Here is a 19306-nt window from a genome sequence, read left to right on the forward strand (position 1 = left end):
ATGAAATGCGCGATCGCTTTTTCGGTATTGATCTTGTCCGGCGGCGTGGCCGATGCCGCGCCTCCGGCCGGGAGCGTGAGCCGATACGGGCCGCCGCAGCGGTCCCAGACCGAGGGACTTTACGTTGAAGACGTGAATGTCCTTTTTTTGGAATCGTTCCCCGTTCAGGTGCATGTCATTGCCAGAGGCCATCTGGCGAACCCGTGCATGAAAATCAGCCGGGTCCTGCAGGAGCGCCGCGGCAACACGTTTTATATCACCCTGACCGTTCAAAGAACCGCCCAGGGCTGTATCCAGGTCCTGGAGCCTTTTGAAGAGCGGGTCGCCTTGGACACCCGGGACCTGCCGTCGGGAAACTACCGGGTCGACGTCAACGGCCGGGTGGATACGTTCGGGCTCGATGCCGAGAATGCTCTCCCTCCCAGCACCGATTATTACGACAAGAAATCCCAGCCGTCGGTCAAACAACAAGATGAATAACAGCGGAGCGGTTTGATGAAACTGTTGTCCTGGAACGTCAACGGCATCCGGTCCGTTTTGAAAAAGGGCTTCGTCGAATTTGTGCGCAAACATGACCCGGACGTCCTCTGCCTGCAGGAGACAAAGCCCCCGGCCGGAGGGTTTCAACTGGCACTCAAAGGTTATGAAGAGTATTGGAACCCGGCTGAGCGGCCCGGCTATTCCGGCACGGCGATATTGACCAAAACCAAACCGCTCCATGTCAGCCTGGGGCTCGGGATCCCCCAACACGATCAGGAAGGCCGGGTCCTCACGGCCGAGATGAAAGATGTTTTTCTTGTGAATGTCTATGTCCCCAATTCCAAGCGCGAATTGGAGCGGCTGCCTTATCGGACCCAGGAATGGGACGTGGACTTCCTTAAATACCTCAAGAAATTGGAGAAAAAGAAACCCGTTGTCTTTTGCGGGGACATGAACGTGGCCCACAAGGAAATCGACCTGACGTACCCCGCCGCCAACGTCAAGAACCACGGGTTCACCCCGGAGGAGAGGGCCGGATTCGACAACATCGTCAAGGCCGGGTTCATCGATACTTTCCGCGAGTTCCAGAAGGACGGCGGGCAGTACACCTGGTGGAGCCCGATGAGCAACTGCCGGGCCAAGGACATCGGGTGGCGGATCGACTATTTCTGCGTTTCGTCGTCGTTGAAGCCGCGGCTTAAAGAAGCCATGATCCTGAAGGACGTCATGGGGTCAGACCACTGCCCTGTTGGCATCGTGCTGAAGGATTGAAAGCGTTTGGCGCGGCGCTCCGTTAGTGTCAGGTGTTTTGATGGCGTTGTTTCGAAGGTTGAAACAACGCCATTTTTTTAATGAGTCCCGCTGCCCCTTGCGCCGTGGCGGGGCAAGAAACGGGACGAATTAATCCCGTAGGCATGATTGTGTACTCAATCATGCGGGATGGAGAGCTTTGCGGGAGCCGCAGGCGGTATTAATCCGCAGAATCAATGATTTTTCTTGTAGGATTTCAAAAGACTGTTTACAATATCTACAAGTCTGATAGTCATTTGAGGTGGTCATAAACATATATAGATACTATGAATTTTATATACAAAAAATTTTTGCTTCTGTTGCTTGCGGTCCTTGTTTCCGGTTCCTGGGGGTGTGACCTCAGGGCCAAGAAGCCGGTCGAGGAGTCCGAACCTGTTGTCCCCCAGGTGGTCCGGCCGGCGCGGGTGGATGAGCGCAAAAAAGAAGGGGCTATCCGTCTTTATTATGAGAACGGCCAGATCCAGGCGGAACGCCAGTACCAGAATTCCAAGCTCAACGGACCCTATCGGGAATATTACGAAAATGGTACCCTGAAGACAGAGGGGTTATATAAAGATGACCAGATGGACGGCACATTCCGTTATTATGCGGAGAACGGCAGCCTGAAGGCCGAAGAAGTTTACAAAGACAATTTTCTTGTTGAGCGGAAAACGCCCTCCGCCCCTTGATCCCTGAAATTTCATTCCCATGAGACGATACCCTTCATTCGCGGCTAAATTCGTTTTTCCTTCGTTATTGATCCTGTTTTTCGCCTCGGCGTCTTCCGCCCAAAATAATAATCCCTGCGCGACCAAATATCCGGGAACGATTCCGGAATCCTCCTGCCCGTCGGAATGTCTGGCCAAAGGCAAGGCCTGCGTGGCCAAGGACGTGATCATTTCCCAGGGCCAGCGTGTCGCGTGTTTTGAGTGCGTGGAAAAGCCGCAGCAGTGCCGGGACCTGGGCTTGATGGACACGGATGAATGCGGCCGCTGCGCCAGGAACGCGGGATACAATTGCGAATTTGTCCGCACCACCAACCTGGGGGAATCCTGTTACCGCTGCCTTTCCGTTGTGGATGGGGAATGCGCGAAATATTTTCCGGGGATGAGTTCCGAGATGACCTGCAAGAAGACCTGCACGCAGGAGAGCGCGTCGTGCATGGCGGACGGGGTCACAACGCTCCCCAACGGCAGAGAACTGGTTTGTTTCAACTGCGTGGAAAAACCACAGTCCTGTCGCGACCTGGGGCTGATGAACCGTGATGATTGCGACGGCTGCTGGGCCAAAGGAGACAGCGAATGCGTGCCCGGCTCCAAGACCAATTGGGGAGAGCAGTGTTTTGATTGCAAGCCCAGAGGCGATTATGAGTGTTCGGCCCGTTTCCCGGGGACAAAATCCCTTGCGTCTTGCCAGGCCGAATGCGGCCAGCCCGACAGGCTCTGTCTTGCCGTGAACCGTTATGATTACGGTGGCGGCCGCCCCCCCCTGGAATGTTATCAGTGCAAAGATAAACCACAGGAATGCGGCGAGCTTGGCCAGCTTGGCGAGCAGGAGTGCAAGTCCTGCGAGTCCAACCTGAAAAAACGCTGCGTCCCGGGCAAGAAAACCAGAGAAGGGACCCCGTGCTTCACCTGCGAAAAGAAGCCGCAGGAATGCCGCGAGATCGGGCAGTTGAGCGCCGGGGAATGTAAGTCGTGTGAAGAAAATCCCAGGAAGCAATGTGTGGCCGGCCGGAAGACCCAGGAGGGCGAGCCCTGCTACCGGTGCGAAGACCGTCCGGAAGCGTGTTCCGACCTCGGCCTCATGGAGGAACGTGATTGCGCCGGCTGTTCCGCGGATTCCAAGAAAGAGTGTGTTCCGGCCAGGAAAACCAAAGAGGGCCGTCCGTGTTTCGCCTGCCAGGACAAGCCTCAGACGTGCGTTGACCTCGAGCAATTGGATACGGCCGGTTGCGAGGCGTGCGCCCGCGATCCGCGCAAAGAGTGCGTGCCGGGCGATAAAACCAAAGAGGGCGCGCCGTGTTACCGTTGTCAGGACAAACCGGAAACGTGCCCGGACATCGGCCTTCTTGACCAAAAGGATTGCCGTTCCTGCGAGCGCGACAGCCGCAAGGAGTGCGTTGCCGGCCGAAACACCAAAGAGGGGCTGGCCTGTTATCTTTGCCAGGATAAGCCGCAGGAATGCCGCGATCTCGGGTTGGTGGACCAGGAAGGGTGCGCCGGATGCATAGCGAACCCCAAAAAAGAATGCGTTCCGGGCCAGAAGACCAAAGAAGGGAAGTCGTGTTTCGCATGCCAGGATAAGCCCCAGACCTGCGATGAATTGCGGCAGCTTGATCAGCAAGCCTGCGCCGGCTGCCAGACCGATCCCAAGAAGGAGTGTGTTGACGGTCAAAAGACCAGAGAAGGCAAACAATGTTTTGTGTGTCAGGAGAAGCCACAGACGTGCGGGGACTTGGGGCTGGCCGAAGAATCCGAATGCGCGCAGTGCTCGTCCGATCCGAAGAAGGAATGCGTTGAGGGAAAGAAGACCAAAGAAGGCCGCCAATGTTTTGAGTGCCGGGAGAAGCCGCAGGTCTGCGGCGATATCGGGCTGATCGAGAAGGACGAATGCCGCGGGTGCGAAAGCGATCCGAAGAAGGAATGTGTCACCGGAGAGAAGACGAAGGAAGGGCGCGGATGCTTCAAATGCCAGGAGAAGCCCGAGCAGTGCGTTGACCTGGGGCTGATGTCGGATGAAGACTGCAAGGCGTGCGCGAGGAACCCGAAAAAACAATGCGTGGCAGGGCAGAAGACCAAGGGCGGCGAGGCGTGCTTCCGTTGCGAGGACAAGCCGGAGGAATGTCCGGATCTGGGGTTGATGGACGAGTCGCAGTGCGGGGCCTGCACGCAGGATATCCGCAAGGAATGTGTTGCCGGGGAGAAGACGAAGGAAGGGAAACAGTGCTTTGCCTGCCGGGAGAAGCCGGAGACGTGCGGAGATTTGGGATTGTTGGATGATGGCGGGTGTCAGGGATGCGTGAAGGACCCGAAGAAGGAATGCGTGGCTGGCAAGAAGACGAAGGAAGACCAGCAGTGCTTTGAGTGCCGGGAGAAGCCACAGGCATGCAGCGATATCGGATTGATCGGCAAGGATGAGTGTGGCGGGTGTGAGAGCGATCCGAAGAAAGAATGCGTTGCGGGTGAGAAGACGAAAGAGGGGCAGGCGTGTTTCCGCTGCCAGGACAAACCGCAGACGTGCGAAGACATCGGATTGCTGAACGACAAGGCCTGCCGTTCCTGCGGCCAGACACCGGGAAAAGAATGCGTCTCCGCGGAAAAAACTAAAGAGGGCGTCGCCTGTTACCGCTGCCAGGACAAGCCGCAGCAATGTGGGGATTTGGGATTGCTGGATGAGCCCGGATGCCGCTCCTGCCAGGATGACCCCAAAAAAGAATGCGTTCCGGCGGAAAAGACCCGGGACGGCCAGGCTTGCTTCCGTTGTCACGATAAACCGCAGGTCTGTTTTGACTTGGGCCAGCTTGATGTGGAAAAATGCGCCGATTGCCAGGCCGATCCTAAAAAAGAATGCGTTGATGGGAAAAAAACCAAAGAAGGCAAACAATGTTTTGTCTGCAAGGATAAACCACAAACCTGCGCTGACTTGGGATTGGTTGATCAGCCCGGGTGTGATGCGTGCGCCCAGGACCCGAAAAAGGAATGTGCCCGGGCCGAGAAGACCAAAGAAGGGCAGGCGTGCTTCCGCTGCCAGGAAAAGCCTCAGACCTGCGGGGACCTGGAGTTGCTCGACGAGCAAGGGTGCCGCGACTGCCGTCGCGACGGCAAGGAATGCGTGACCACGGAGAAAACCCGGGAAGGCCAGCCGTGTTACCGCTGCCAGGAGAAAAAGCAGGAATGCCGCGACCTGGATCTTTTGGACGAGCAGGGATGCGCCCAATGCCGGGAGAACCCCAAGAAGGAATGCCTGCCCGGCCAATCGACGAAAGAAGGCCAGCCGTGTTACCGCTGTCAGGACAAACCGCAGGCCTGCGCCGATTTGGGACAGTTAGCGTCTGGAGAATGCGCGACATGCCAGACCGACCCTAAGAAAGAATGCGTTGAAGGCAAGAAGACCAAAGAGGGGCAAACCTGCTTTGTCTGCAAGGACAAACCTCAGGAATGCGCCGATCTGGGATCGTTGAACGAACAGGGTTGCGCGGATTGCCGCCAGGACCCCAAGAAAGAATGCGTCCCGTCGCAAAAAACCAGGGAAGGCCAGCCGTGTTATGCCTGCAATGACAAGCCGCAGGAATGCGCAGACCTCGGCCTTTTGGGCGAGAAAGCTTGCCGTTCCTGCCGCATGGAATTGGACAGGGAATGCCAGCCGGCCCAGAAAACACGGGAAGGAATTCAGTGTTTTACTTGCGTTGAAAAACCGCAGACCTGCGCGGATATAAAATTCTTATCAGACCGGGATTGCCAGCCTTGCCGCGACGATCCTTCCAAGGAATGCGTGCCGGCCCAGACCACCAAGCAGGGCGAACAGTGTTTTGACTGCCGGGAGAAGATCCAGACCTGCGCCGATATCGGTTTGCTCAGTGCGGATGACTGCCGCGTCTGCGATAGCAATGCCAAAACGCACTGCGTTGCCGGCCCAAAAACCAAACAGGGCGAGGCGTGCTTTGTCTGTGAGGAAAAACCGCAGCAGTGCGGAGATTTTGGATTGCTGGATGCCAAGGGGTGCGAAGATTGCCGCAAGGATCCTTTGAAACTTTGCGCCTCGGTCCGGACAACGGACCAGGGGGAAGAGTGTTTTTCGTGCCTGGATAAACCGCAGTCCTGTTTTGATCTGGGATTGATGCCCACCGGCGACTGCCCGGCTTGCGAGCAAGACCCGTGGAAATTGTGCGAGGAAGCCCAGAAGACCAATCGTGGGGAACCGTGCTTCCGCTGCACGGACAAGCCCTCCGGATGTCCCGTGATGGGACTGATCGGCGCCGACGAATGCAAGCGCTGCCAGGAAGACCCCGACTCCGAGTGTTTCTCGGCCGAGAAAACACCGGACGGCGAACAATGTTATTCCTGCCTCAAGACGTCCGAGCAATGCGCGAATCTCGGCTTGCTCACGGCCAAGCAATGCTCGCAATGTCAGGCCGATCCCAAAACGGAATGCGTGCAGAGCCCCAAGGCCCCCGAGGGTGTCGTGTGCTTTGAGTGCGTCAACACATACAAGGGATGCGAGGAGCTCGGCCTGCTGACCACGGAGGAATGCGGCAGCTGTTCAACCGCGCCCGGCCAGACCTGCCTGCGCGCCCAGAAGGCCGAAGACGGACAGCAGTGTTATCAGTGCGGGATCGAGCCGGGGGAAAAAGAATGTGTCGAGAACGGTTATCATAAGAGCTGTCAGTCGTGCGGGGAAAACGAAGATTGCAGCGAACTCGGGTTGATCGTGTATTATCCTTCCGCCAAAAGCGCGGTCATTAAGTGTTATGAATGTACCCCAATTCAGGGGAAATAAAAATTTGATAAATTGTCCCCATACTTTTTACGAGTTTTTTACAAACATTTTACGATTTGGTGACAACGCGTTTTTCAATTTATGTCATATTAGAGACGGTTCCTGTTTTTAGAATTTGATTTGCGAGGAATCCTTTCAGCCCGACAGATTTTTGCGGTGGGAGTTTTTCGTACAGCCGCCGACAGCGATCAGGTATCCAAGAGGCCCCCAACAGGAGATATATAGGAAAAGGGAGGAAACAGCCATGGCACAAAGGATCAGAGGTTTTGGGTTGTTTTTGATGTTAACGGCGTTGACCTTGTGGGTCCCAACGGAAGCGCTGGCCGGAGGTGGGAAGGAAGGGTTTCGCGAACGGGTCCAGAAAAAAATCAGCACGCAGCAGAGTAATATCCAGTACGAGCCGTACTATCTTCAGACGGATTACCAGGTCAGGAAAGATGAGGCGGCGCCCCAGCAGCAGGCGGCCCCGGCCATGATGGGCATGGACGGCGGCGCCTCCGGTGCGGCCGGGCAAAATTTGCGCGCCGGCGGGTATCAGACGTCTAATTACAATGCCGCTTTGGCGTCAACCGTTGTCGCGACCGCGGCCGTTGTGCCGGCCATTTCCCGTTACGCGATTTATCAAACCGAATATACGGCCGAGCTGGAAGATAACGTTGTCACGGTCAACGGCAAGGTCGTCTTTGAAGTTTTTGAAAAAGGCTGGACCCAGCTTCCACTGGTCAAAAGCAACGTCGGGCTCATCAACGTCAGCGTCAACCGCGGGGCGGCGTTCGTCACCATGCAGGGCGGGAAATATTACCTGATGGTGGACAAGCCCGGCCGTTATACCCTCAACGTGGAATTCCTCATCAAGGCCTCGCGCGAGCGCGAGCGCGGCCCGGGGCATTTCAATTTCGACGTCATGCCGGCCCCGATCTCCCAGTTTGAGTTCATCATCCCGGAAACCGGGGTGGAGATTTTTGTCGATCCGGCCATCAAGGTCGAGGTGAAAAAAGACGCGGACAAGACCTCGGCCTGGGCCGTCATGCCCAACACCAACAGCATCACCGCGCGTTGGACCAAGGCCCTGCCCAAGGAAGAGATCGCCCCGGTCAAGATGGAACCCAAAGTCTACGCGGATACCGCCACGTATGTCTCCGTCGGCGAGGGGATCATCCGTTCCCAGACCACGGTCAGTTATTCCATCCTGCAGTCGGAAGTGTCCACGTTCCGGATCTCCATCCCGGAGGACGTGAGCCTGCTGGATGTCCAGGGCAGCGAACTGCGCGACTGGAAGGTGTCGAAAGCCGACGGCGTGCAGTATCTGGACGTTTATCTCAATTTCGGGATCAAGGGCAACTATGTCCTCACCATGACCTATGAACGGAATATCGGCGAAGGTTCGGTGGTCGCCGACATCCCCTGGGTCAAGGCGACCGGTGTCGAGCGCGAAAACGGGTTCTTCGGGATCGCGGCCCGCACCAACGTCGAGCTGGACGTGAGCAAGATCGAGCACGTGACGCAGATCGACGTCAAGGAGCTGCCGTCCTCGATCTGGGGCAGCTCTTCAAACCCGATCCTCCTTGCCTTTAAATATCTGAACCATCCGTTCAACATCACGATCGATGTCACCCGCCATGAAGAGATGCCGGTTCTGGTGGCGGCCATCGACTGGGCGGATTTCTTCACCCTTTACACGGCGGAAGGCAAGGTGCTGACCCGCGCCACCTACCAGGTCCGCAACAACGTCAAACAGTTCCTCCGCCTGGGGCTGCCGGAGGGCGCGACCCTCTGGAGCACGTTTGTCGCGGGCAAACCGGTCAAGCCGGCCAAGGACAAGAACGGCAGCATCATGGTTCCGCTGGAAAAATCCCAGTTGCAGGGCGAAAGCCTGACGAGTTTCCCGGTGGAGATCGTATATCTTAACGAGGGGACCAAGATGCAGAGATTCGGCCGGCTCACGCTGGGGCTTCCCCGGGTGGACATCCCGATCAGCGAGATCCAGTGGTCGGCGTATTTTCCGTCGGAATTTTCTTATTTCAGCTTCGGCGGTGACGTGAAACTGGTGGAGTCGCCGTACCGTCCCAATGTCCCGACTTTCGGACTGAGCCGCGGGATCCAGGGCCGCTTGCGTTCGGCCACGGATGACATCGGCGAGCAATATTCTGCGGGGAACGTTCAGGTTGCAGCTAAAGCGCCCCGCAAGGCCTCCATCAGCAAAGAAATAGAATCGATCCAGAGCAAGGGGATCCTCCCGATCAAGATCAGCGTGCCGGAGCGGGGCGTGAGCTTCCGTTTCACCAAGCTCCTGGTCACCGAGAAAGAAAGCCCCAGCCTGACGCTGCGTTATTCGGACGTCATGAAGAAGTTCGGCGGCTGGATCATCCTGGCCTTGGTCATTGGACTGATCGTCCTGCTGGTGAAAATGATCAGAAAAGCCGTTCGCAAGTGAACTTCCGGTTCCCGGGGAAAGGACATCCGGATCCGCGTTGGACAGTGAATTCCGACTTTTCAGCATAGCCCATGGGGCCGCTCTGGCCGTGATCCTGGGGACCGCGTTGCTGCTGGTTGTTCTCGCGCGCAGTCCCCGGATTTCCGGGCGGTTAAGGCTGGCCGACTTTTTCCTGGCCGGTCTTTTGCTGGCGAACGAATTCCTCTGGTGGGGGATCGCCATCGCGAAAGGCTTTTGGCAGGCCAACTGGGGACTTCCTCTCCAGATCTGCGACCTGGCCATTTTTGCCAGCGCCTATTGCCTCTTCCGCCATCATCAGCTGATTTGGGAGCTGGCGTACTTTTGGGGGCTGGGCGCGACCCTGCAGGCCCTGATCACTCCCGATCTCCATGTCTCATTCCCGCAGTATTATTTTTTTAAATTTTTCATTACGCACGGCTGTATCGTGATCGCGGTGATCTATCTCGCCGCCGGGCTCCGGCGTCCGATCCTTTTTTCTTCCGCGCTCAGGGTCTGGGTCATCACCAACGTTTACGCGCTGTTTGTCATTGTGTTCAACGCACTGACGGGCGCCAATTATTTGTATTTGATGCGCAAGCCCGCGCAACCGTCGTTGCTTGACTATCTGGGACCATGGCCGGTTTATCTACTGGGTTTGGAGGCGCTCCTGGTCCTTTCTCTGGGATTTTATTATTTGCCGTATGTCTTTGTGAACCGGAGGACCCAACGTCATGACCAAACCTGAACCTTTGCCCAGGGGGAGAAGCATCTCAGGGGAACTGCTGGCCGTCGGCGCTTACTTTTTGTTTGTCGGCGCGGCTTTTTTCCCGGACGCATTGGCCGGAAAGTACAGCGCGGGCGCGGCATCGTATGCTATGATCGGCCCGGCCATCACGGGCGGACTTTTTATTTTGAGCGGGGCCGGGATATTATTGCGGTATTCCTTGTCCATTCCCTGCGGATACGCGGCAGTGCTGCTGGCCGCCCTGCCGATGATTGGCCGGGCGCTGGTCATGGATTATGGCTTGCAGCGGCCGGGCCAGGCATTGCCGGCATTTCAGGAGATCCAGGACTTTTTCCTGGCTTGGGGAACCGATTTCTTGACTCAAGTGCTGTTTCCCGTCTATTTTTTGACGCGGCATAAAATTAAAACGCTTGTGAACACCCCGCGGAAATACCAATGATCACATTTCCGAAAAATTTTTATTGGGGCGCGGCCACCTCCAGCCACCAGGTCGAGGGAAACAATTCCAACAACGACTGGTGGGCCTGGGAGCAGGCGGGGCACACCAAGGAATTGTCCGGCCGGGCCGCGGGGCACTATGACTTGCATGAGAAGGATTTTGACCTGGCGCGGCAGCTCTACCAGAATGCGCACCGTTTTTCGGTCGAGTGGAGCCGAGTTGAACCGAGGGAAGGGGAATTCAGCGGGGAGGCCATCCGGCATTACCAGCGGGTCGTGGCGGCGTTGCGGGAGCGCAACATCGAGCCCGTTGTGACCTTGCACCATTTCGCCAATCCGCTGTGGGTCTCCCGCCAGGGCGGGTGGCTCAATCCCAAGGTCATCGGGTGGTTCGGACGCTACGCGCAGAGGATGGCCGAGGCGTTGGGAGGCGGCGTAAAATATTGGGTCACGATCAACGAGCCGTTGGTTTTTGTTTATCACGGGTTTGTCCTTGGTAAATGGCCGCCGGGGGAGCGTTCGCTCCCCGCGGCCTTTCGCGCCGCCGATCATCTGGCTAAGGCCCACGGTTTGGCGTACCGGCAAATTCACGGATTGTTCCGGGGCCGTCGTTTACCGTCACCTTCGGTCGGCATCGCTCACAACATGGTGGTGTTCCAGCCCTGCCCGGGAAAAAGCGGCTTCCTTTGCCGTTGTAACGTTTTTTTGAGGCACTGGCTCTTCAATCTGGGTTTTCTGGACAGGATCCGGGGCGCGATGGACTTTATCGGACTAAATTATTATATGAGGGAAATTTTGACGAGCGACCCGTTGCTGGGGGCGGGGCCCTGGGGCAAAAGGTGCAATGTCCCTCACGGGCACGGCGGCCATCTCAATATGCTGGAATGGGACCATTACCCGCAGGGGATCCATCAAGTCCTTCAATACCTGAAGCGTTACCGCAGACCTGTTTTGATCACCGAAAACGGGACTTGTGAAGAGGATGACGCGTTCCGCTGGCGGTTCATCCGGGAACATTTGTTGCAGGTCCATAAAGCCATTGAAGAGGGCATCCCGGTAATCGGTTATCTTTACTGGTCCTTGCTGGACAATTTTGAATGGGACCACGGATTCAGGCCGCGGTTCGGCCTGGTCCATGTGGATTACGACAGCCTCGCGCGCACCCTGCGGCCGAGCGCCCACCGCTTCGCGGAGGTCTGCCGCACCGGGCGGCTGGAGGAGTGAATCCGGGTGCGACATTTTTTTAAGGTAATCCCTCTGGGGGCGGGTTTTCGTAGTATAATTTTGGAAACAAGAAGGGATCGATTTAGATGAAACAGGAAAATATGCGTTCCTTGGAGAGCTTGAGCGCCGTCTGCCATTATTGCGGCGTCTTCTCCGTTTTTATCGGATCGGTGGTCATTTTTATGGATTTTCTCCGCAAAGATTTCGAGCATATCCAAACCGGGATTTTTCAGTTTGCGATCGGTTATGCGCTGGTCAAAGTGTCAAGCCGGATTGCGATGATCGTGATGTCGGAGAAGATTGAGCGTTGACCCGGATTCCGGCCCCTGCCGAGTGCGGCCGGGTTTCCCGGTTGTGAAAGGCCCTGCCGTCCGATATGTTTTTCCCTTACCGTGACGATAATCCCAGCCGGAGTTTTCCGGTGATGACGATCCTGTTGATTGTCGTCAATATGGTGGTCTTTGTCACGTTCGGACTGCGGCCGGACTATGAGGCGATTGTCCATGAATACGGCTTTATCCCGGGCCGGTTCAATACGTTGAGTTTTTTTACCAGCATGTTCCTTCACGGGGGCTGGTTTCATCTGATCTTCAATATGTGGTATCTTTGGCTTTTCGGCGATAACCTTGAGGACCGGATGGGGAAGCTGGGGTTTTTGGGGTTTTATCTCCTGGGTGGGATTTTTGCCTCACTCCTGCACTCGGCATTCTCCAATGAGGTCATGAAAACGGTTCCCTGCGTGGGCGCCAGCGGGGCGATCAGCGCGGTCATGGGAGGATACGTCATTTTGTTCCCTCACGCCAAGGTCCGCGTCGTGATTTTATTTTTTTATAACATCATCCGTTTCCGCTGGCCGGCGTTTGTTTTTTTGGGGATATGGTTTGTGGAGCAGTTGTGGGCCGGGGGAGGGACCATGCTGAATGTGGAGGCCAGCCCGGTGGCTTATTGGGCGCATATCGGCGGATTCGTTTTCGGGGTCGGCGGGGCGTTCATCGCCCGATTGTTGGTGTGAGGTGCGGACGGGCGGCTTTGATCCCGTCGGATTTGAGGTGAAAAGGCATGTATCGTCATCTGGATTCTGAGAAAATCGTTCAAACCATCGAACTGTTGGACCGGAGGATCAGGGAGCGGTTCCCCGAATCCGGGCTTGCGAAAGTTTCCGCCGAACTGTTGAAGACCGGCCAGGAATCCAAGGACCGCAGCCGGTGGGTGGCCCGCCCGCATTGGGAACTGCGTTTTCTGCTGTGGTTTCTGGTGGTGCTGATGGCGGTGAGCTTGGTCCTGGCATTTTTGCGACTGGACCTGCAGGCCCACCCCCTGACGTTTGGGGAATTTGTTCAGGTCCTAGAGTCCGGCATCAACGACATCGTTTTCCTGGGCGCGGGCGTGTTTTTTCTCGTCACAATTGAGACGCGCATCAAGCGCAATCGCGTGCTGTCTCTGATCCATCAACTCCGGGCCATTGCCCATGTGATCGACATGCACCAGCTGCCCAAGGACCCGGAAACGCTTGAGGAAGATTACCTCCAGACAAGTTCTTCTCCTCAAAGGAGGATGACGGCCTTTGAACTGCAGAGATACCTGGATTACTGCAGCGAGATGCTCGCGATGATCGGCAAGATCGCGGCGTTATATGTCCAGGATTTTGAGGACACCGAGGCCGTGGAGTCGGTCAACGAGATCGAAGTTTTAACAACAGGATTGTCGCGCAAGATTTGGCAGAAAATCATGACTCTCCAGTCTTACCGCGGGTGAGTGAGAAAAGGATTTTGACAAGGGATGGGGATATCCATCCATCGTGCTGTGAGAGCCGTTTATTCACAAAACATCGTAAAGGACTTCTATGGAAATTGGAATTGTCGGATTGCCGAACGTCGGCAAATCAACGTTGTTTAACGCCCTGACCGGGGCCATGGTGGCGGCGCAGAATTTCCCGTTCACAACCATCGAACCCAACGTCGGGGTGGTCCCTCTGCCGGACCCCCGGCTGAACCGGCTGGCGGACGAATGGAATTCGGAAAAGATCACGCCGTCCGGCATCCGGTTTGTGGACATCGCCGGGCTGGTCAAAGGCGCGAGCCAGGGGGAGGGGCTGGGGAACAAATTTTTATCGAACATCCGGGCCGTGGACGCAATCGCGCATGTGGTTCGATGTTTTCACGATGATAACGTGATCAACGTCATGGGTTCGCTTGATCCCCTGAATTCGGCCGAGATCATCGAGACTGAACTTCTTTTAGCCGACCTTCAGCAGTGCCAAAAAGCGGCCGAAAAGATCCGCGGCGCGGCCAATGCCGGCGACAAGAAAGCCAAGGACAAGATGGCCCTGTTGGAAACGCTGATCAGCGGATTCAACGCAGGCAAGGCCGCCCGTAACCAGGGCTTGCCCCCGGAATCGATCGAGGAGTACCAGTTCCTGACAGCCAAGCCGGTCCTTTATGTGGCCAATACCGATGAGGGGAACGCGGATCCCAATCTCCTGGAGCCGCTGCGCCAGAGGGCCCAGCAGGAGGGCGCCGGGCTGGTCGCCTTGTGTACAAAAATCGAGGCCGAGATCGTCCAATTACCGCAGGAAGAGAGGTCGGCGTATTACGAAGCCGCCGGGATCACTTCGCCGGGACTGGCCGCTTTGGCCAGGGCTGGGAGGGAATTGTTGCGGCTTGCCTGTTTCTTTACGGCCGGCCCCAAGGAGACGAGGGCCTGGCTGATTCCCCAGGGGACAAAAGCCGTCAAAGCCGCGGGCAAGATCCATACCGACATCGAGAGGGGATTTATCCGCGCCGAAATTTACAAGTACGATGATCTGGTAAAGCTTGGTTCTTACAAAGCCGTGCAGGAAAAAGGCCTTTTGTCCCTGGAAGGCAAGGATTATGAGGTCCAAGATGGAGATGTTGCGTATTTCAGATTTAGTGTATAATTAGTGAGTCCTAAACTTGCGGAGCCGCAGGCGAACGCAAGTTTGTTGGGCGAACTAACCCCGCAGCTCTGATTTGCGACAGCAAATCATGCGGGGTGTCCTGGATTTCCTAATTCCGGAGGTTTAACATGCGAGTCCTTGTCTGGGTAGCTGCTTTAGCAGTGGTGTTGCAGGGCTGTGCCTCCACCACGCCCAAACCCGAAGTCATGAAGGCAATCGAGCTGCGTTATAAAAAAATTTTGATTCTGCCGTTCACGCGGGCTGAGGAGGACATCCGGATTTTGGCCGGGAACATCCTGGCCGAGGAGCTCGGGAAGGCCCCTGGTGTGACAGTGACCGGGCCGGACAAAGTCGGCCTTGCGTTCATTCAGGGCATGGATTTCGAAAAGCCGGACGATTACGGCGCCCTCGACTTGACCCCTGAGGCCGCCGACGGGGATGAGCGCCGGGGCAAGGTCGTCTCTGCTTTCGGCCCGGATGCCGTTATTTTTGGATCTTTTCTGTCTGAAGAGAAAGTCGTGGCCCTCTACGTCCAAATGATCAATCTGGAGACAGGGGCCGTGGTTTTAAGTTTTTCGAAAGAGGCGGAAATTCATAACGGCGATGGGAACGCCGCCGTCCGGGAGGCCTCCCAAGCGGCCGCCCAAAAGATCGCCGAATTCCTGAAAGAAAACATTACGACGATCTACTTCCATCGGCGATAATTCTGCGGTATCCCCCAAAGGATTTTTCTTGTCTCCCGACGGTTTGTGATATAATGCCGGCTTTGTTCGGTAACCTCAAAAACGATCAACGGAACAGAATATGATTGCGGCCAAAGGCATAGGTTTGCAGTACGGCAAACGCCGTCTTTTCGAAGACGTCACGGTGACTTTTTCGCCGGGGAACTGTTACGGCGTTATCGGAGCCAACGGTTCCGGCAAGTCCACATTTTTGAAAATCCTTTCCGGAGAGATCGATTCCACGGCCGGGGAGGTGTATCTTCAGCCCGGCGCGCGCATGTCGGTCCTGAGCCAGGACCAATTCGCTTTCGATGAATACACCGTCCTGATGACAGTAGTGATGGGGCATCAAAAGCTCTATGAGATCATGAAAGAACGCGACGCCCTGTACGCTAAGCCGGATTTTTCCGAAGCCGACGGCATCCGGGCTTCGGACCTGGAGCACCAGTTCGGCGATCTTAACGGCTGGGACGCGGAATCCGAAGCGGCCAAGCTTTTGAGCTATCTGGGGATCGCGGAACAGCACCACCAGTCCCTGATGAAGGAGCTTGAGGGCGGACAGAAGGTGCGCGTGCTTTTGGCCCAGGCCCTGTTCGGAAATCCCGACATCCTCCTCCTGGATGAGCCCACCAATCAGCTGGACGTCGAGACCGTCATGTGGATTGAAGAATTCCTCTGTGAGTTCAAGAATATTGCCGTTGTCGTTTCCCATGACCGCCATTTTCTGGATCAGGTCTGCACGCATATTCTGGACATTGATTTCGGCCGGGTCCAGTTGTATTCCGGGAATTACTCATTTTGGAAGGACGCCAGCCAGCTGGTCATGCGGCAGAAGCAGGACGTGAATAAAAAAGTGGAGGAGAAGCGCAAGGAATTACAGGACTTTATCGCGCGTTTCAGCGCCAACGCTTCCAAGTCGCGGCAGGCCACGTCCCGCAAGAAAATTCTGGAAAAGCTGAATTTGGAAGACATCAAGCCGTCATCCCGCCGTTATCCGTACGTCGATTTCAAGCAGGAACGGGAGGCCGGCAATGATCTTCTGGAGATCGACCATCTGTCGAAATCTTTGGACGGCAAAGTTTTGTTCAAGGGCCTGACGGTGCACCTGAACAAGGGCGACAAGATCGCCTTTGCCGGACGGAACGACCGCGTCAAGACCGTCCTGTTCCAGATCCTGACCGGCGAAATGCCGGCAGATGCGGGTTCCTTCAAATGGGGGATGACGACGTCGATTTCCTATTTCCCTAAAGACAATAAGAAATATTTTGAGACGGATTTAGGCCTTATCGACTGGCTGCGCCAGTTTTCCCAGGTCAAAGACGAGAATTTCATCCGCGGGTTCCTGGGGCGCATGCTGTTTTCCGGGGAGGAAGCGTTCAAAAGCGTCCGCGTGCTCTCCGGCGGGGAAAAGGTCCGCTGCCTTCTGGCGAAGATGATGCTGGCCGGTTCCAATGTTCTGATTCTGGACGAGCCGACCAACCATTTGGATCTGGAATCGATTTCCGCGCTCAACAGCGCCCTTGAGCAGTTCAAGGGCACCGTGCTGTTCTCGTCCCATGACCATCAGTTCGTTCAGACCGTGGCCAACCGGATCATTGAAATCACTCCGCACGGTTTCATCGACCGTCAGCATACCACGATCGACGAATATCTGTCCGATGATAGGATCCATCAGCAGCGTGAAGCTTTGTACGCGCAATCCACCGCGGTCGCATGACCATGAACCCTTTTTCGATCCACACCGAGACCATCGAGCTGCAGCAGCTGCTGAAGGCGGCCGGGCTTTGCCCGACCGGCGGCAGCGCCGGACAGGCCATTGTGGACGGCCTTGTCCGGGTGGACAGCCGGATCGAACGGCGCAAAGCCTGCAAAATTCACCCCGGACAACGGGTGGAGTTTGACGGCGCGGTCCTCATTGTCGAAAGGAAAGCCGTATGAAATGGCGGCGGTGGCTCGTCGCGTTTTTTCTGCTTGTGTTTGTGGTTATGTCCGCGATGTTCGCCGCGCTGAACTCCGCCGGACTGACTGTGTGGATGGCCCGGCGCTGGTTGGCCGGGTACCAGCCGTCCTGGAAGGTGGAGGCGCTGGTCCTGGCCAAGCAACGTTTCCGTTTCCCGGCCCGGTTGGATTTTGAAAATTTTGTCGTTAAATTGAAGTCCCACGACGCGTCGCGATCCCCGTCCTCCGGCGTTCTTTTTTTCAAAAAGGGCTCTCTGGGGCTCGAGGGCCCCCGGAAAATCGCCGTCCGTGTGGAAGGGTTGAGTTTTCATGCCGGGAAAACGATTTTGAAAGGATTGGCAGGCCGCGGCCATCTTTTATTTTCCGATGAGCCCTGGCCGTCCTTTGAGGCGGATCTTTTGTTGGCGAGTGTCCAGGCTGATGCCGTGTCCGCGCGGCCCGTTTCCGCCCGTGTTTCGGGAAACGCCCGGCAGGTGGATGTGACGAACATGACCGCCGGGGTTTTTCAAGGCCGTCTCGAGGGGCGGGTGCACGCCGATTTCAGCCGCCTGCCGGAGATCCTGGTGGACGCGAATTTGCAAGGGCAAGGGTTTCGGCACGCGAGGATCTCGACAGGAGATGTTGTCCTGACCGTGCAAGCCGTTCTTGAGAGGGAGAGGATCAAAAGCATTGAGGGCGGCCTGAAGGCGTCCTCGCTTGAGTCGGTGCCTTTGAAGATTACCGGAGTGTCATCAAGGATTCTCGGGGATGACAAGGCCATGCATTTGCCGGATTTTTCAGCCGAGGCTTATGGCGGCGTGTTGACCGGGGAGTTCTCCCTGGAGTATCCGCCGGCGTTGTTATATGCGGTCGATATCCACCTGAAAGATCTGGAGGTGGAACAGCTGAAGCAGGTCAACGACGCGATCTTTGCTCAACTGCAGGGACGTTTGAGCGGGGAGATGAAGGCCAGCGGCACCCCCCAGGGCGTCGATTCTCTCGGCCTGGAGATGACGATGCCCGATGGCGGGAAGATCAGCGCGGAACTCCTGCGTTTTGTCCTGCAGTATCTTCCGGCCCGTTCTTTGGAGCGCCGTGACCTGGAATTTCTCCTTAGCACCGGGGGGATGGTCCTGGTTGAGGTGGCTGACCTCGCGGTGAAGAGCGTCAGCGATCAAAAGCTCGAAGGACTGGTCAAGATTTCCAGCAAAGAGCTGAATGTTGATCTGAATATCCAGAACGATATTTTGATTGACGGCAAGGTCACTTCTGTTATTCAATATTGGGAGAAAATTTCGGGTAAACTGGGGCCACTGCTGAAGTCCGGGGCTTTCTAGGGACTTGAGCGAAAAGGGAGGGATTATGGGAAAGACGCCGTTGGGTGCGGTTTGTTATCTTCTTCCGGCTGTGTTGGCGCTGGGGGGGTGCACCGTGAAAGCCGTTGGGGACCCTAACCGTCCCATCACCATCAACGCCCATGTCATTGTCGACATCCGGGGACTGGAAAAGACGGCCAGCAGCATCGAGGATTACGTCAGCGGCGAAAAACCGACGCTGGATCAAAATTCGTCGAAGAACGGGGAGGCAAAAGAATGAAAACGATAATGACCATCACGATGATCGTTATGTTGAGCGCGATATCTTTCTTGTCCGGGCTGGTTCCTGCCGCATGGGCGGCGTCCTATGACATTAAGGAAATGACCCCGGAGGTCAAGGCGGCCCTGGACAGCCGCCGTGAGCGTTTTGAACAGCTGCGCGCGTTGAAGGATCAAGGGGCCATCGGTGAGAACAACCGGGGATACGTCGAGACGTTGGCGGATGACGCCGAAGCCAAACGCGTTGCCTCCGCCGAGAACAAGGACCGCAGGCTGATCTACGAAGCGATTGTCGCGCAGAATAACCTGGCCGCAAGCGAACTGGCGACTGTGGAAAAAACCTTTGCCCAGGTCCAGCGCGGCAAAGCCGACGCCGGGCATAAAGTTCAGGATGCGTCCGGGAACTGGGCAACCAAGTAGTTGCGGGATGATTGACGGGTCCGGGGCTTAATGGTAGAATGATGCCTTCATTTTATCAGGACATTGAATATTGGAATGTCCGCCGCAAGTCCCAGCGGTGTGGGG

General features: G+C 56.3%; 18 protein-coding genes. All 18 read left to right on the top strand.

The genetic code is table 11. The annotated features are described in order from the left end of the window. The 18 genes from Q8Q08_08175 to Q8Q08_08260 all read left to right on the top strand — a co-directional run bounded on the left by Q8Q08_08175 (nt 1) and on the right by Q8Q08_08260 (nt 19201). Nucleotides 1–480, top strand: coding sequence for a hypothetical protein (locus Q8Q08_08175; protein ID MDP2653992.1), 480 nt, complete (start codon nt 1–3; stop codon nt 478–480). A 15-nt stretch (nt 481–495) separates the two neighbouring features. Beyond that, nucleotides 496–1251: an exodeoxyribonuclease III gene (locus Q8Q08_08180; protein MDP2653993.1), complete on the top strand. Its 756-nt coding sequence runs from the start codon at nt 496–498 to the stop codon at nt 1249–1251. Nucleotides 1252–1556: 305 nt separating this feature from the next. Then, nucleotides 1557–1958 carry a hypothetical protein gene (locus Q8Q08_08185; GenBank protein ID MDP2653994.1) on the top strand — a complete coding sequence of 134 codons (402 nt, stop codon included), beginning with the start codon at nt 1557–1559 and terminating at the stop codon, nt 1956–1958. A 19-nt stretch (nt 1959–1977) separates the two neighbouring features. After that, nucleotides 1978–6768 carry a hypothetical protein gene (locus tag Q8Q08_08190; GenBank protein ID MDP2653995.1) on the top strand — a complete coding sequence of 1597 codons (4791 nt, stop codon included), beginning with the start codon at nt 1978–1980 and terminating at the stop codon, nt 6766–6768. Nucleotides 6769–7012: 244 nt separating this feature from the next. Then, the gene (locus tag Q8Q08_08195) at nt 7013–9202 is read left to right on the top strand and encodes a hypothetical protein (protein ID MDP2653996.1); all 2190 of its coding nucleotides are present in this window, start codon (nt 7013–7015) and stop codon (nt 9200–9202) included. A gap of 37 nt (nt 9203–9239) precedes the next feature. After that, complete coding sequence (locus tag Q8Q08_08200) at nt 9240–9947, top strand: TIGR02206 family membrane protein (protein ID MDP2653997.1); 708 nt, start codon at nt 9240–9242, stop codon at nt 9945–9947. Then, on the top strand, nt 9934–10386 hold the full coding sequence (locus Q8Q08_08205) for a hypothetical protein (protein MDP2653998.1): 453 nt from the start codon (nt 9934–9936) through the stop codon (nt 10384–10386). The genes Q8Q08_08200 and Q8Q08_08205 overlap by 14 nt, the downstream gene beginning before the upstream one ends. Then, the gene (locus Q8Q08_08210; protein MDP2653999.1) at nt 10383–11609 is read left to right on the top strand and encodes a glycoside hydrolase family 1 protein; all 1227 of its coding nucleotides are present in this window, start codon (nt 10383–10385) and stop codon (nt 11607–11609) included. Before Q8Q08_08205 ends, Q8Q08_08210 begins: the two co-directional genes overlap by 4 nt. An 86-nt stretch (nt 11610–11695) precedes the next feature. Next, nucleotides 11696–11920, top strand: coding sequence for a hypothetical protein (locus Q8Q08_08215; GenBank protein MDP2654000.1), 225 nt, complete (start codon nt 11696–11698; stop codon nt 11918–11920). Between the two features lie 65 nt (nt 11921–11985). Further along, nucleotides 11986–12621 carry a rhomboid family intramembrane serine protease gene (locus tag Q8Q08_08220; GenBank protein MDP2654001.1) on the top strand — a complete coding sequence of 212 codons (636 nt, stop codon included), beginning with the start codon at nt 11986–11988 and terminating at the stop codon, nt 12619–12621. 47 nt (nt 12622–12668) lie between these two features. After that, nucleotides 12669–13364 carry a hypothetical protein gene (locus Q8Q08_08225; GenBank protein ID MDP2654002.1) on the top strand — a complete coding sequence of 232 codons (696 nt, stop codon included), beginning with the start codon at nt 12669–12671 and terminating at the stop codon, nt 13362–13364. Between the two features lie 88 nt (nt 13365–13452). After that, a complete protein-coding gene (gene ychF / locus Q8Q08_08230; protein MDP2654003.1) occupies nt 13453–14526 on the top strand; it encodes a redox-regulated ATPase YchF in 1074 nt (357 codons plus the stop codon). A 128-nt stretch (nt 14527–14654) separates the two neighbouring features. After that, a complete protein-coding gene (locus tag Q8Q08_08235; GenBank protein ID MDP2654004.1) occupies nt 14655–15230 on the top strand; it encodes a hypothetical protein in 576 nt (191 codons plus the stop codon). Nucleotides 15231–15330: 100 nt separating this feature from the next. Continuing rightward, nucleotides 15331–16965, top strand: a complete 1635-nt coding sequence (locus tag Q8Q08_08240; protein MDP2654005.1) for an ATP-binding cassette domain-containing protein — start codon at nt 15331–15333, stop codon at nt 16963–16965. Beyond that, complete coding sequence (locus Q8Q08_08245; protein ID MDP2654006.1) at nt 16962–17186, top strand: RNA-binding S4 domain-containing protein; 225 nt, start codon at nt 16962–16964, stop codon at nt 17184–17186. The genes Q8Q08_08240 and Q8Q08_08245 overlap by 4 nt, the downstream gene beginning before the upstream one ends. Continuing rightward, entirely contained in the window at nt 17183–18523 is a 1341-nt protein-coding gene (locus tag Q8Q08_08250) for a hypothetical protein (GenBank protein MDP2654007.1), read from the top strand. Before Q8Q08_08245 ends, Q8Q08_08250 begins: the two co-directional genes overlap by 4 nt. A 25-nt stretch (nt 18524–18548) precedes the next feature. Continuing rightward, entirely contained in the window at nt 18549–18782 is a 234-nt protein-coding gene (locus Q8Q08_08255) for a hypothetical protein (protein MDP2654008.1), read from the top strand. Then, nucleotides 18779–19201: a DUF1318 domain-containing protein gene (locus tag Q8Q08_08260; protein MDP2654009.1), complete on the top strand. Its 423-nt coding sequence runs from the start codon at nt 18779–18781 to the stop codon at nt 19199–19201. The genes Q8Q08_08255 and Q8Q08_08260 overlap by 4 nt, the downstream gene beginning before the upstream one ends. Nucleotides 19202–19306 lie beyond the last annotated feature (105 nt).

The organism is Candidatus Omnitrophota bacterium (genome assembly GCA_030688425.1).
GTDB lineage: Bacteria > Omnitrophota > Gorgyraeia > Zapsychrales > JANLHA01 > JAUYIB01.

Bases quoted from the DNA above. Each gene is read 5' to 3' on its own strand.
- Q8Q08_08220 (MDP2654001.1), top strand. From the start codon at position 11,986: ATGTTTTTCCCTTACCGTGACGATAATCCCAGCCGGAGTTTTCCGGTG.
- Q8Q08_08240 (MDP2654005.1), top strand. From the start codon at position 15,331: ATGATTGCGGCCAAAGGCATAGGTTTGCAGTACGGCAAACGCCGTCTT.
- Q8Q08_08215 (MDP2654000.1), top strand. From the start codon at position 11,696: ATGAAACAGGAAAATATGCGTTCCTTGGAGAGCTTGAGCGCCGTCTGC.
- Q8Q08_08210 (MDP2653999.1), top strand. From the start codon at position 10,383: ATGATCACATTTCCGAAAAATTTTTATTGGGGCGCGGCCACCTCCAGC.
- Q8Q08_08250 (MDP2654007.1), top strand. From the start codon at position 17,183: ATGAAATGGCGGCGGTGGCTCGTCGCGTTTTTTCTGCTTGTGTTTGTG.
- Q8Q08_08260 (MDP2654009.1), top strand. From the start codon at position 18,779: ATGAAAACGATAATGACCATCACGATGATCGTTATGTTGAGCGCGATA.
- Q8Q08_08185 (MDP2653994.1), top strand. From the start codon at position 1,557: ATGAATTTTATATACAAAAAATTTTTGCTTCTGTTGCTTGCGGTCCTT.
- Q8Q08_08255 (MDP2654008.1), top strand. From the start codon at position 18,549: ATGGGAAAGACGCCGTTGGGTGCGGTTTGTTATCTTCTTCCGGCTGTG.
- Q8Q08_08225 (MDP2654002.1), top strand. From the start codon at position 12,669: ATGTATCGTCATCTGGATTCTGAGAAAATCGTTCAAACCATCGAACTG.
- Q8Q08_08180 (MDP2653993.1), top strand. From the start codon at position 496: ATGAAACTGTTGTCCTGGAACGTCAACGGCATCCGGTCCGTTTTGAAA.
- Q8Q08_08235 (MDP2654004.1), top strand. From the start codon at position 14,655: ATGCGAGTCCTTGTCTGGGTAGCTGCTTTAGCAGTGGTGTTGCAGGGC.
- Q8Q08_08245 (MDP2654006.1), top strand. From the start codon at position 16,962: ATGACCATGAACCCTTTTTCGATCCACACCGAGACCATCGAGCTGCAG.
- Q8Q08_08175 (MDP2653992.1), top strand. From the start codon at position 1: ATGAAATGCGCGATCGCTTTTTCGGTATTGATCTTGTCCGGCGGCGTG.
- Q8Q08_08190 (MDP2653995.1), top strand. From the start codon at position 1,978: ATGAGACGATACCCTTCATTCGCGGCTAAATTCGTTTTTCCTTCGTTA.
- ychF (MDP2654003.1), top strand. From the start codon at position 13,453: ATGGAAATTGGAATTGTCGGATTGCCGAACGTCGGCAAATCAACGTTG.
- Q8Q08_08205 (MDP2653998.1), top strand. From the start codon at position 9,934: ATGACCAAACCTGAACCTTTGCCCAGGGGGAGAAGCATCTCAGGGGAA.
- Q8Q08_08195 (MDP2653996.1), top strand. From the start codon at position 7,013: ATGGCACAAAGGATCAGAGGTTTTGGGTTGTTTTTGATGTTAACGGCG.